The organism is Proteus sp. G2609, assembly GCF_963896135.1.
Classification (GTDB): domain Bacteria; phylum Pseudomonadota; class Gammaproteobacteria; order Enterobacterales; family Enterobacteriaceae; genus Proteus; species Proteus mirabilis.
In genome coordinates, this window is record NZ_CAWQNB010000024.1 from 19,572 (window position 1) to 33,420 (window position 13,849).

General features: G+C 40.3%; 10 protein-coding genes. 6 read left to right on the forward strand and 4 right to left on the reverse strand.

The genetic code is table 11. The features are described 5' to 3' along the window. Positions 1 to 37 precede the first annotated feature (37 nt). Positions 38 to 1,408, reverse strand: a complete 1,371-nt coding sequence (lysC, locus tag AACV01_RS05750) for a lysine-sensitive aspartokinase 3 (protein WP_020946341.1) — start codon at positions 1,406 to 1,408, stop codon at positions 38 to 40. A gap of 264 nt (positions 1,409 to 1,672) precedes the next feature. Between lysC and pgi the strand changes: the two genes are divergently transcribed. The 3 genes from pgi (at position 1,673) to ubiA (ending at position 4,933) form a co-directional block, all read left to right on the forward strand. Continuing rightward, entirely contained in the window at positions 1,673 to 3,319 is a 1,647-nt protein-coding gene (pgi, locus tag AACV01_RS05755; protein ID WP_161682576.1) for a glucose-6-phosphate isomerase, read from the forward strand. Positions 3,320 to 3,540: 221 nt separating this feature from the next. Continuing rightward, the gene (gene ubiC, locus AACV01_RS05760) at positions 3,541 to 4,050 is read left to right on the forward strand and encodes a chorismate lyase (RefSeq protein ID WP_004245914.1); all 510 of its coding nucleotides are present in this window, start codon (positions 3,541 to 3,543) and stop codon (positions 4,048 to 4,050) included. A gap of 28 nt (positions 4,051 to 4,078) precedes the next feature. Further along, positions 4,079 to 4,933, forward strand: coding sequence for a 4-hydroxybenzoate octaprenyltransferase (gene ubiA / locus AACV01_RS05765; protein WP_004250107.1), 855 nt, complete (start codon positions 4,079 to 4,081; stop codon positions 4,931 to 4,933). A gap of 113 nt (positions 4,934 to 5,046) precedes the next feature. On the opposite strand, the gene plsB is transcribed toward ubiA, so the two are convergent. Then, on the reverse strand, positions 5,047 to 7,530 hold the full coding sequence (plsB, locus tag AACV01_RS05770) for a glycerol-3-phosphate 1-O-acyltransferase PlsB (protein ID WP_012368492.1): 2,484 nt from the start codon (positions 7,528 to 7,530) through the stop codon (positions 5,047 to 5,049). A gap of 130 nt (positions 7,531 to 7,660) precedes the next feature. Between plsB and AACV01_RS05775 the strand changes: the two genes are divergently transcribed. Together AACV01_RS05775 and lexA are read left to right on the forward strand one after the other, a co-directional pair. After that, positions 7,661 to 8,032, forward strand: a complete 372-nt coding sequence (locus AACV01_RS05775) for a diacylglycerol kinase (RefSeq protein ID WP_004245908.1) — start codon at positions 7,661 to 7,663, stop codon at positions 8,030 to 8,032. A gap of 127 nt (positions 8,033 to 8,159) precedes the next feature. After that, positions 8,160 to 8,771 carry a transcriptional repressor LexA gene (gene lexA / locus AACV01_RS05780; RefSeq protein WP_004245906.1) on the forward strand — a complete coding sequence of 204 codons (612 nt, stop codon included), beginning with the start codon at positions 8,160 to 8,162 and terminating at the stop codon, positions 8,769 to 8,771. A 144-nt stretch (positions 8,772 to 8,915) separates the two neighbouring features. Here lexA and zur read toward each other — a convergent pair whose 3' ends face one another. Together zur and ssb1 are read right to left on the reverse strand one after the other, a co-directional pair. Continuing rightward, positions 8,916 to 9,446 carry a zinc uptake transcriptional repressor Zur gene (zur, locus tag AACV01_RS05785; RefSeq protein ID WP_004245904.1) on the reverse strand — a complete coding sequence of 177 codons (531 nt, stop codon included), beginning with the start codon at positions 9,444 to 9,446 and terminating at the stop codon, positions 8,916 to 8,918. 341 nt (positions 9,447 to 9,787) lie between these two features. Continuing rightward, complete coding sequence (gene ssb1 / locus AACV01_RS05790) at positions 9,788 to 10,312, reverse strand: single-stranded DNA-binding protein SSB1 (protein ID WP_004249162.1); 525 nt, start codon at positions 10,310 to 10,312, stop codon at positions 9,788 to 9,790. A 252-nt stretch (positions 10,313 to 10,564) separates the two neighbouring features. Between ssb1 and uvrA the strand changes: the two genes are divergently transcribed. Continuing rightward, a complete protein-coding gene (gene uvrA / locus AACV01_RS05795; protein WP_004249165.1) occupies positions 10,565 to 13,399 on the forward strand; it encodes an excinuclease ABC subunit UvrA in 2,835 nt (944 codons plus the stop codon). Positions 13,400 to 13,849 lie beyond the last annotated feature (450 nt).

Sequence of the window (13,849 nt, forward strand, 5' to 3'; positions counted from 1 at the left end):
TTTATATTTACTCTATAAATATTTACTAAGTAATACCTTAAAATAAGGTATCGTGTAGTTTTCTGACAATATTATCTGCATCTTTGCCATCCACTAATAAACATAAGTTATGGGTACTCGCACCATGACTTATCATTCTAATATTATAATCCTCTAAAGTGCCAAAAATTTGACTTCCTAAGCCATTTACTTGCGATAGTGAATTACCAATGATAGCGACCAATGCCAGATCTTCTTCTACTTCAACGCGACATAATGCGGATAATTCTGTTAATAAAGCATTAGTTAACAGACTGCCTGATGAGCTAGTGGTACCTGTGGTATCCAATGTTAAAGCAATACTGACTTCTGATGTGGTTATCACATCAACCGAAATATGGTGGCGTGATAAAATGGTAAATATTTCTGCCAAAAAGCCACGGGCATGAAGCATTTTCAAACTATGCAGGGTAAGTAGTGTCTGGTTTCTACGTAGTGCAATGGCACGAAACACAGGAGGATTATCAGTTTGTGCACAAACCAATGTGCCACCTTCCTCTGGTGCTTTGCTTGAGCCGACAAACACAGGGATCCCACTACGCACTGCAGGTAATAATGTTGCGGGATGGAGAATTTTAGCACCAAAGGTTGCCATTTCAGCCGCTTCATCAAAAGCAATATGATCAATACGATGTGCTTGCGGGACTATTCTTGGATCAGTGCTATAAATACCAGGTACATCAGTCCAAATATCGACACGTGACATCCCTAATGCTTCACCAATCAGTGCCGCAGTATAATCACTTCCACCACGCCCTAAGGTGGTGGTTTTTCCTTTAGACTCTTGTCCGATAAAACCTTGGGTAACAATCACGGTTTCTGTTAAGCGGGGCTGAATTAAACTTTGTGTTAACTCAGTTAATTGCGCCATATCTGGCTCAGCATGACAAAACAGATCGTTGGTTTTCATTACTTTTCTGACATCAAACCAATCTGCACTTATTCCTTTTTCACGTAACAGTTCAACAAACAATAACGTTGACATCAATTCACCGTGGCTGACTAACTCATCGGTTAACGCATCAGAAGTTGCCAAGGCTGCCGCTTCTGACAGCATTTCAATATTTTCCAATAAGCGGTTTATTTCTTGAGAAATAATTTCCGCTTGTGATAATTGATTGATGATGGCGTATTCAATATCACGAACTTGAGCCAATAAAGCGGCTCGTTGTGTTGCGTCAACACCTGTCGCAAGTTCGATAAGCAAATTGGTGATCCCCGCTGAAGCAGAAAGAACCACCACACGGACTGATTTCTGTTTTAAGATAATATCTGCACACTTTTCCATCGCCGCAAAATTTGCCACGCTAGTGCCACCAAATTTGGCGATAGTAAAAGGTGATGAAGGTGTTGCAGTATTATCTTTCATTGTTGTATTCCTTTAGTCCCAGTGAGATGTTAAACACAGTTAGGAATATCGGTTATTGCCAAAAGAGTCAATCAAGAGTGAAGGATAATCAATTTAATTAATAATCACTCAGAGATTATCGGTTTTGCCTATGTAAGTAATTAATACTAGATTTGTTGAATGGTTTTGACGAATATCATCAAATAAGAAAGAATTGACCGTAACTATTAAATGACAGGCTACAATCTGAGAGTATCGGATTGTAATCTTAAGAGAGTATTGTGAATGAAAAATGTAAACCCAACTCATACCTTAGCTTGGAAGGCATTAGAAGACCATTTTGCTGTGATGAAAGATACAGAAATGAAAACACTGTTCTCTCAAGATCCATCACGCTTTGACACCTTTTCAAGAACGTTTTCAGACCAAATTCTAGTCGATTTTTCAAAAAACCGTATCACCCAAGAAACATTAGATAAATTACAGACTCTGGCTAAAGAGTGTGATGTTGCTGGTGCGATAAAGAGTATGTTTAGCGGTGAAAAAATCAACTGTACGGAAGATCGTGCGGTACTCCACACTGCATTACGTAATCGTAGCAATACACCGGTTATGGTCGATGGCAAAGATGTGATGCCAGAAGTCAATGCCGTATTGCATAAAATGAAAGTATTTAGTGAGCGTGTGATTAGTGGTGAATGGAAAGGTTACACAGGTAAAGCGATTACTGATGTGGTCAATATCGGTATTGGTGGCTCTGATTTAGGCCCGTATATGGTGACAGAAGCACTGCGCCCTTATAAAAACCACTTGACCATGCATTTTGTTTCTAATGTTGATGGTACACATATTGCAGAAACCTTGAAAAAATGCGATCCAGAAACAACGCTATTCTTGATTGCTTCAAAAACCTTTACCACACAAGAAACCATGACTAATGCACACTCTGCAAGAGATTGGTTCTTATCTGCGGCTAAAGAGAGTACTTTTGTTGCGAAACACTTTGTTGCGTTATCAACTAATAGTGCTGAAGTAGAAAAATTTGGTATTGATACCGCAAATATGTTTGAGTTTTGGGATTGGGTTGGTGGCCGCTACTCATTATGGTCAGCAATTGGTTTATCCATTGTATTATCTATTGGTTATGACAACTTTGAGCAGTTACTGTCCGGTGCTCATGCTATGGATAATCACTTTAGAACCACTGAAGCCGAAAATAATATTCCGATGATATTGGCGCTTATTGGCATTTGGTATAACAATTTTTTTGGTACCGAAACTGAAGCGATTCTGCCATACGATCAATATATGCACCGTTTTGCTGCTTACTTCCAACAAGGCAATATGGAATCCAATGGTAAATATATCGACCGTGATGGAAACAAAGTCAGTTACCAAACCGGACCTATTATTTGGGGAGAGCCGGGGACTAATGGCCAGCATGCGTTTTATCAATTAATTCATCAAGGAACCAAACTGATCCCTTGTGATTTTATTGCACCAGCGATCAGCCATAATCCATTATCTGATCATCATGCAAAACTAATGTCGAACTTCTTTGCACAAACCGAAGCATTAGCATTTGGTAAAACCCGTGAGCAAGTCGATGCAGAGTTTGCCTCAGCAGGAAAAGATCCCGCAACCATGGGGTATGTGGCACCATTTAAAGTGTTTGAAGGGAATCGTCCCACCAACTCCATTCTTTTAAAAGAGATCACTCCCTATTCATTAGGCGCGTTAATTGCGATGTATGAACATAAAATCTTTGTACAAGGTGTAATTTTCAATATCTTCACCTTTGACCAATGGGGCGTTGAGTTGGGCAAACAATTAGCTAATCGCATATTGCCTGAGTTAAAAGGTAAGGAAAGTGTTAACAGTCATGATAGTTCAACAAATAATTTAATTAATCGTTACAAAGCATGGCGTTAAGAGAATAAATTAAGTGTGATTAAGCGCTTATAACCAAGGAGGTTGATGGTGACCTCCTTTGTTTTTTCTCAATTTGAGTGAATTCTGATTATCTTTTAACGTTTTTTTAGATTATTTATACGAAATGTTATCAGCTTTTAACTTCCTATCGCTACATCATGATATCCTTAGTGCATAATGATTTATAAAGTTAGGATCATCATAGTTGTGATGATGAAAGAATGTTTAAAAAATCCATAATTACTCACGCACCTATTCACTGGTTATCAGATGAAGAGCGTGAAGAAGTCGCAGAAAATACCTTAAGTTGGCTGCTGGAATTAGGTTCAATGACACGACGTTTTGAGCAACATTGCCATCAAGTGACGGTAATGCCATATCAAGAAGGTTTTATTGAATATATCGAGCCTGCTGATGAACAAAAGTGTTTACCTTATAGCCGACGCTATTGGTTAAGAGAAATCGTCCTTTGTGGAGATAATGTACCTTGGTTATTAGGGCGAACATTAGTGCCGGAAGAGACATTAACGGGTGAAGATCGCCAATTAGTGAATTTGCGTACGGTGCCATTAGGACGTTATCTGTTCCAGGAAACAACCTTAAGTCGTGATTTTATTCATATTGGGCAACAAAATGGACATTGGTTACGTCGTTCCCGTTTCCAGCTTTCAGATAAACCTTTATTATTAACTGAGGTGTTTTTGCCTGCATCACCTGTATATAAGCAGTAGTTAGGGGGAGCTAAAATTGGAGGGAAGTATGACGCACAATAAATGGCAGGCGTATAGCCGTTTAATGCGTATAGATAAGCCTATTGGAGCGCTATTATTACTTTGGCCAACGTATTGGGCATTATGGATCGCCGCTAAAGGCTTTCCTGACTGGCATATCCTAATTGTATTTACTCTAGGTGTGTTTTCCATGCGTGCCGCTGGGTGTGTAATAAATGACTTTGCTGACAGAAAAATTGATGGCAACGTTGAACGAACTAAAAATAGACCATTACCTAGTGGTGCTGTAACGGAGAAAGAGAGCAAGATTATCTTTATTGTCTTGGTGCTGTTTTCGTTTGGATTAGTGCTTACGTTAAACACCATGACCATTTGGTTATCTATTGCCGCACTTGCACTCGCATGGTTTTATCCTTTTGTAAAACGTTTTAGTAATTTGCCTCAATTAATTTTAGGTATGGCCTTTGGTTGGTCTATCCCTATGGGATTTGCTGCAGTTTCTGAAACACTACCTTTAGTATGTTGGTTACTCTTTTTGGTCAATATTATCTGGTCTGTTGTGTATGACACTCAATATGCCATGGTCGATCGCAATGATGATTTAAAAATAGGGGTGAAATCGACAGCCATTCTGTTTGGTCGTTACGATAAAATCATTATTGGTATTTTACAGTTAGTAATGTTGGCATTATTAGTGGCGATTGGCGTTTTGCTGAATATGAAAGGGATCTATTATTGGTCATTGTTACTCGTGACAGCCCTGTTTATTTATCAACAGAAATTAATTGCTGAACGGGAAAGAGCCCCTTGTTTTCAAGCGTTTATGAATAATAATTATGTTGGTTTTGTTTTATTCGCAGGTATTTTATTTAATTATTTCTAATAAATATATTACCAGCACTAGCTGAGCACTGAAGTTGCATAAAAATAAAAGGGATAAGCCAATTGCTTATCCCTTTTCTATTACTGATTATAGCGCGATTTGCTATTAAGCAACTACTTATCCATGTTGGATTCAGGGTTTTCCTCAATCGCTTGTGCTGAATTGTTATCTTCAGTAACGCCTACACTCTCAATGGTTAAACGAATTTCTGGTGACATTAATTTCGCAATAACTTGGTAAAGTGCAGAGGCATCTGCTTTGAGGATATCTTCATTATCTTTGAGATAACCTTCTTCACGCAGTGTAGAAACTAAAGTGGAGAAAACCGCTTTATCAAAGAACTCAGGTGCGTTAATACCATGCAATACAGAAAGTCGTTGCGCCAAAATGCGGCTTTCTCTTTCTAATAGTGCACGGCTAATTTCAGGAGCAAAATTGAGTAGAGAGAGCGTAATACCATAACGCTGTAGCGTTTCTCTAACACTTGCTGCTAAAAGCTGTAATGGGCGAATACGTGCTGGATTGATCCGTAATATGCCATCATCAGCACAGCAAATTAGACGCTGGCGACAAAGTTCACTAATCAGTGTATTAACCACATCAGGTAACTCCTCTTTTTCATAGCGAATAAACAACTCAGCTTTGATAAGAGGGAAAATTAATTCTACCTGTTTCATTAAGTCATCACGGTGTATACGCTCGTGATGCAAGACAATGCTCGCAATTAATGATGGTGTAACCATTAAGTGAATGGTGTTATTGCGATAATAAGTCATCAATACGGCACTTTCGCGAGGCAATATAATAATATCGCCAAGACTATCCTGCTCAACTTGGAATTTATCTGTTTGCAAGGCGTGTGCTAATAATGTTTCTGAGCTTTTATCGGGGACAACCATATCTGATGAGTAAGGCACATTACGCAGTAACTGTAGATAACAATCTATTTGCTCTAATAATTGTTCTTTAGTTAGTGCTCGCTGACGGGACGCTAGCAACGCCGTAGAGACAAGGTTAATCGCATTAATCGAAGCGGCATTATTAATATTGACCATAATATTATCCGCTAACGCACTAACTGCAGGATTTAACCAGCTTGGACGTTGTGGCTCAATGGGATCAATATCATCGCGCCAGTCAGGCACGGCCTGATTAAGATATTGTGATAGCGAAATAGGTTCACCAAAATTGACATAGCCTTGACCAAGGTTGCGTAGTTTACGCAATCCTCTGATCATCTGCATAAAACCTTCTTTCTCTTTTGTCGCACCACGCAACTCTTTGGCATAAGTGGCAACTTCCATGACATGCTCATAGCCAATATAAATGGGAACGATGGAAATAGGGCGTGTCTCACCACGTAACATGGCTTGCACGGTCATTGACAGCGTCCCTGTTTTAGGATCTAACAGTCGACCTGTACGGGAGCGTCCACCTTCAACAAAATATTCAATAGAGTAGCCTCGAGAGAATAACTCACCTAAATATTCCCGGAAGATGGTTGAATAAAGTTTATTTCCTTTAAAGGTTCGACGAATAAAGAAAGCCCCTAAATGACGGAAAATCGGTCCTGCTGGCCAGAAATTAAGGTTAATACCCGCAGCAATATGTGGGGGAACCAATCCTTGATGATAAAGTACATAGGAAAGCAATAAGTAGTCCATATGACTACGGTGACAAGGTACGTAGACAATTTCATGTCCATCTTGCGCAAGTTGGCGCACACGTTCTGCATTAAAAACGTTGATACCTTGATAGAGCTTATTCCATGTCCAGCTTAATACACGATCAGTCATTCGTACCGCTTCATAAGAGAAATTAGCGGCGATCTCTTCCATGATATCAGTGGCATTTTTACGTGCTTTATCAAGCGTAATTTTTTTCGCTTTTGCTTCATCTTCAATGGCTTTTTCAATGGCTTTGGATGCCAATAGTTTATTGAAGAGATCTTGGCGTGCAGGCAGTTTTGGGCCAACTGCTGCTAAACGCTGACGTGAAAAGTGAATACGCGCCACACGCGCAAGTTTTCGAGCAATGCTGGTATCGGTTCCATGTTCATTCGCCATTTGGCGCATGGATACGGTCGGCGAGAAACGGACAAAACTATCTCGACCTAGCCAGAGGATGGCAATAAATTTCTGTATCCCATTTAATAAGCGTAAATGGGGGACGCCATTATGACCTTCTCGACCCGGTGAGCGACCGAACATCACTGATGCAGGTAACATTTCAATATCAAGATGCGGATTGTTACGATGAGCATCAAGATAAGCATGGAATGTTTTCACTGAATCTTTACGCGGATCGGGAGAGTAGTAACGGAATACTCTAGGGCCATCGTCAATAAAGACGTAGGCTGGCAGTTTGGTTCCGTTAATTTCTATGGGTTGCAGAGGATCTGGCAAGCCAAGAGATAAACATTGCTGACGTAATGTCAGTAAGTCTGCTTTAGAGTGATAAGGCAGAACATAAAGGAAAGATCGCGACGTATCTAAGCCTAACTCAGTGATAGGATCAGTCGGAACTCGTTTACTTTTTACCAACAATTTCAGTGGTAAATTCAATGTGTTATAATATAGTTTACGCCAAGCTGACATAAATAGTTGTAGCCTCTTATTAGCAATACTTCGAAAGCATAACAGAAAGTCTTTCGTAGATCTGTGGTGCTGTGACAATATTAATAGAGAAAAGTGGCAAAATAATCGTTTGTTTTCGATAGAGTTTATTATGGCTAATCAAAATAAAGGTCTTACCCGAATCATTAAAGCTGGTGGCTATTCATATCAGGGCTTACGTGCCGCTTGGATCAATGAAGCCGCTTTTAGACAAGAAGCTATTGTGACCTTAATAGCAATTATCCTTGCATTTTTTATCGATGTCAGTGTTCTAGAGCGCATTTTATTGATTGGTTCAGTCGTCCTTGTCGTCATTTTAGAACTGGTCAATAGTGCTATAGAAGCTGTCGTCGATCGCATTGGTACAGAACGTCATGAATTATCAGGACGAGCAAAGGATATGGGATCAGCTGCCGTTCTCGTCGCTATTATATTGGGATTATTTACTTGGGGAACCATTCTTTGGCATCATTTTTTTGCATAAAGTAAAAAAAATCGACAATTGTCGAAAAATAATGCAAAGATGCGTGTTTTATATGCATTTGTAGTTCCCAATCGGCATATACCTGTATATACTCACAGTCTGACTGTATAAACAAACAGGGGGCGGAATGAAAGCATTAACTGCAAGGCAGCAGCAGGTTTACGATTTGGTTCGTGATCACATTTCGCAAACGGGTATGCCACCAACACGGGCGGAAATCGCTTCCCAACTTGGTTTTCGCTCACCTAATGCGGCAGAAGAGCATTTAAAAGCACTTGCTCGCAAAGGCGTGATAGAAATTGTCTCTGGTGCATCTAGAGGTATCCGTTTGCTACTTGAAGAAGAGCCTGAAGGCTTACCATTAATTGGACGAGTTGCAGCCGGTGAACCACTTTTAGCGCAAGAGCATATCGAAAGCCATTATCAAGTTGATCCTATGCTTTTTAAACCGAGCGCAGATTTTTTACTGCGTGTTAATGGTATGTCGATGAAAGATATCGGTATTATGGATGGCGATCTACTTGCTGTGCATAAAACACAAGATGTCCATAATGGCCAAGTGATTGTCGCACGTATTGAAGATGAAGTAACCGTAAAACGATTTAAGAAAGTCGGTAGTAAGATAGAACTGCACGCAGAAAATCCAGAGTTTTCACCTATTATCGTTGATTTACGTGAGCAGAGCTTTACTGTGGAAGGATTAGCAGTAGGGGTTATCCGTAACGGCGAATGGCTGTAATTTGTATCTAATTCATTCAATACAAATTATTGTACCAGATGCGCCGAAACCTCGTCCTCCAGTTTATCAGGGCGGGGAGAACGTCAAAAAGATGCAGATGATGTGTAAAAACATAAAATCATCTGCATTTTCTCTTTTATCTGCTTAACGAGGTTTATAGTCACCGGTTTTTTTCTGCTTAAGATTATCATCCATACTATGATCATGGTGACAACCTTCTGGATGTGTACAGGCTTGGGCTTCATGGCACTGAGCGCACAGCCCATGAATTTCAATCACACTATGGCGTAAATGAAAGCCATTATCTTTAGCGAGTGTGGTGATCGCCCCTTCAATTTTATGGCTACTTTTTTCTGTGACTGATAAGCAACGATCACAAATTAACATCACCGATGTATGCTCAGCATCATCAAAATGATGACAAAGCACATAGCTATTGGTGGATTCTATTTTGTGAATAAAACCTTGTTCAAGTAGAAATTCCAATCCACGATATACGGTAGGTGGTTTAGCTTGAGGCTCTACTTGGCGTAATAAATCTAATAAATCATAAGCGCTGATTGCGGTAGGTTGTTGCATGATCAGACGCAATACTGCCAGACGTTGTGAAGTCAGGCGAACACCTCGTTTCTGGCAGATCTTTTCTGCCTGAGCGAGCAATTTCTCTTCATTCATAGGATAGGATGCTCTCAGACGTGATTAATTGCGATGATCTTACCATATTTTTTTTGAGCAAACCTTTGTGGAAAGTGGGATTTTGAGAAAATAACGTTATAAATTGTCATTATCAGTAAATCAAATCTAACCATGGTGAAAGGGGCTAATACTCATTCACAAGACTTACCTTAACGCCAATGATGAACGAGTAATAGTCAATGGGAAATAGACAAGGTGTGACAATATGATTGGCAAATGCGGGATAAGCATGAAACAAAGAAAAGCCCGTTAATGGTATAACAGGCTTTAGCGTTTGATGTTATATGACTTAGAAGATAAGGTAAGTTCTTAAGTAACCGTCAGAACGGGATATCGTCATCAAAGTCCATTGGTGGTTCATTACTTGGCGCTGGTGCCGCTGCTGGTTGTTGTGCTGGGCGAGATGGTGCGCCACCACTAAACTGTTGTGATGCTTGTGGTTGCTGAGGTTGACCCCAACCGCCTTGGCCTTGTGAAGGTGCATTATCTTGACCACCACGGCCACCTAACATCTGCATTGTGCCACCGATATTCACCACAACTTCAGTGCTGTAGCGATCTTGACCACTTTGATCTTGCCATTTACGTGTTTGTAATTGACCTTCAATATAAACTTGTGAACCTTTACGCAGATACTCGCCAGCAATTTCTGCTAGTTTGCCGAAAATGACCACACGGTGCCATTCGGTTTTCTCTTTCATTTCACCGGTTTGTTTGTCGCGCCAGCTTTCTGAAGTTGCTAGTGTCAGATTTGCCACTGCACCACCACTTGGCATATAACGGATTTCTGGATCCTGCCCTAAATTACCGATAAGAATAACTTTGTTAACGCCTCTGCTCGCCATGTGAGGTACTCCTGCGAAAGTAAATTTTTTGAAATCATAAGCGATGAAGTTTATCACGTAAGCTAAAATTTGAATATGATGAGTAATGAATTTCTCCATTGAGAACAGGATCGACATTTTATTGTCTTAATATGGCAAATTTTCATTATCATTCAGTTTCAATATATATACTGTATATCCATTCAGCTAGTTTTGTGTCATAATTATCCGATTCTTTCTTTTTCGGCGACTCACTTAATCCGGGATATATTCATGGATAAAATCGAAGTACGGGGCGCTCGCACCCATAACCTAAAAAATATCAATTTGGTCATTCCCCGCGATAAACTTATTGTTATTACGGGACTTTCTGGCTCAGGTAAATCCTCTTTAGCCTTTGATACGCTTTATGCGGAAGGCCAACGGCGTTACGTTGAATCGCTTTCAGCTTATGCTCGTCAGTTTCTTTCCTTAATGGAAAAGCCTGATGTTGATCATATTGAAGGGTTATCGCCCGCTATTTCGATTGAGCAGAAATCGACATCACATAACCCACGCTCAACGGTCGGTACCATTACCGAGATCCACGATTACCTACGTCTATTATTTGCACGTGTGGGTGAACCGCGCTGTCCTGATCACGATATCCCTTTAGCGGCTCAAACGGTAAGCCAAATGGTGGATAATGTTTTAGCGCAACCTGAAGGTAAACGCTTAATGTTATTGGCGCCAATCGTAAAAGAGCGCAAAGGTGAGCATGTAAAATTACTCAATAATCTTGCTGCACAAGGCTATATTCGTGCTCGTATCGATGGTGAAGTGTGTGATTTATCAGATCCCCCTACCTTGGAATTACAGAAAAAGCACACCATTGAAGTGGTCATTGACCGCTTTAAAGTTCGTGACGATCTGGCTCAACGTTTAGCAGAATCTTTTGAAACGGCGCTTGAATTATCAGGAGGCACGGCGGTCATCTCTGATATGGACGATAGCAGTGCTGAAGATATCGTTTTTTCTGCAAACTTTGCCTGTCCTATTTGTGGTTATAGCATGAGTGAACTAGAGCCACGGTTATTCTCTTTTAATAACCCCGCAGGTGCGTGTCCTACTTGTGATGGTTTAGGGGTTCAACAATTTTTCGATCCTGATTTGGTGATCCAAAATCGAGAAATTTCTCTGGCCGGTGGTGCGATTAAAGGGTGGGATCGGCGCAATTTTTACTATTTCCAAATGTTGCGCTCATTAGGCGAGCACTATCATTTTGATGTTGAAGCTCCCTTTGACTCATTACCCGACAAGATCCAGAAAGTGATTTTATCCGGTTCAGGTAAAGAAAATATTGAATTTAAATACACCAATGATCGAGGGGATGTTGTGGTTCGCCATCATCCTTTTGAAGGGGTATTAAATAATATGGAGCGCCGCTATCGTGAAACAGAATCGAGTGCGGTGCGTGAAGAGTTAGCTAAATATATTAGCAATCGTCCTTGCGCCTCTTGTGGTGGTACTCGCTTACGTCGCGAAGCTCGCCATGTGTATGTTGAAAATACCACGTTACCTGAAATTGCGGATTACAGTATTGGTCATGCGATGAGCTTTTTCCAAAATCTAAAACTCAGTGGTCAGCGAGCGAAGATTGCCGAAAAAGTATTAAAAGAGATTGGTGACAGATTAAAATTCTTGGTCAATGTGGGATTAAATTACCTCACTCTTTCTCGTTCAGCGGAGACATTATCAGGCGGCGAGGCGCAGCGTATTCGCCTAGCAAGCCAAATTGGTGCTGGATTAGTTGGGGTAATGTATGTACTTGATGAGCCTTCAATTGGTTTGCATCAACGCGATAACGATCGCCTACTGGAAACGTTGATCCACTTGCGTGATTTAGGTAACACGGTGATCGTCGTTGAGCATGATGAAGACGCTATCCGTGCCGCTGATCATATTATTGATATTGGGCCGGGTGCTGGCGTTCATGGTGGTGAGATAGTCGCTCAGGGTACACTGGAAGATATTGTTAATAATCCCAACTCATTAACCGGTAAATTCTTAAGTGGCGAACGCCGTATTGCTATCCCTGAAAAGCGTGTTCCTGTTGATCGCGAAAAAATGCTCACTATTTTAGGGGCGAAAGGTAATAACCTAAAAAACGTTAATTTAAAAATACCTGTTGGTTTATTTACTTGTATTACCGGTGTTTCTGGCTCGGGTAAATCAACCTTAATTAATGATACGTTATTCCCCATTGCCCAACGTCAATTAAATGGCGCCACTAATAGCGTGCCAGCACCTTATTTAGACGTTGAGGGATTAGAGCACTTTGATAAAGTGATTGATATTAACCAAAGTCCTATCGGTCGTACGCCACGTTCCAACCCTGCGACTTATACCGGAGTATTTACCCCGATCCGTGAACTTTTTGCTGGTGTACCAGAATCACGAACTCGCGGTTATACGCCGGGGCGCTTTAGTTTTAATGTGAAGGGGGGGCGTTGCGAAGCTTGCCAAGGCGATGGTGTATTAAAAGTTGAAATGCACTTTTTACCTGATGTGTATGTGCCTTGTGATCAGTGTAAAGGGCAACGTTATAATCGTGAAACCCTTGAGATTAAATATAAAGGGAAAAATATTCACGAAGCGCTAGATATGACAATCGAAGAAGCGAGAGAGTTTTTTGATGCGGTGCCCGCATTAGCGCGTAAGCTACAAACATTGATTGATGTGGGACTCTCTTATATTCGTTTAGGACAATCTGCCACTACGTTATCGGGTGGTGAAGCACAACGGGTTAAATTAGCCAAAGAGTTGTCAAAACGGGGTACAGGCCAAACTCTCTATATTTTGGATGAACCGACCACGGGTTTACACTTTGCCGATATTGAGTTACTTCTTGATGTGCTCCATCAGTTGCGTGATCAGGGTAATACGATTGTGGTGATTGAGCATAATCTCGATGTGATCAAAACCGCTGACTGGATCGTTGATTTAGGGCCTGAAGGGGGCAGTGGTGGTGGTCAGATCTTGATATCCGGTACGCCAGAGCAAGTTGCTGACTTTGAAGGCTCCCACACGGCAAGGTTTTTGAAACCAATTTTAGAGCGTGGTTATTAATAGCACACGGTTTACGCACTTCTTGTCTAAACGCTACAAATTTTGTTTGTAGCGTTTTTCTTTATAAAAAGGAATTTGATATTTTATTAGAGAAATTAATTCTATTAGATAAAACTATTCTTTTTTCGTCAGTCACACTGATAGCCGCTTTTTATATAATTAACACTCTTTTTATAAAAAAAAGAATAAATAGTTAATTCTGCTGTTTTATTACATTATTTTAACTAAATACGAGATAACAAAGCTAAATAGAAAGGATTATCATAGTATATCGTGATGCATAGCACAGTTTATTCATGGATTTGTTTCATTTGTTATACTTGACTATTATTGTATAACAATAGTGATATTATGTTATATTTCAAAGTGTTATGTGAATCAAAAGGTTGCCGTAGGGGGAAGGTTATTATTTACTGTTCCCTTTGAACAGATAATCCTACTTTTCTCCTT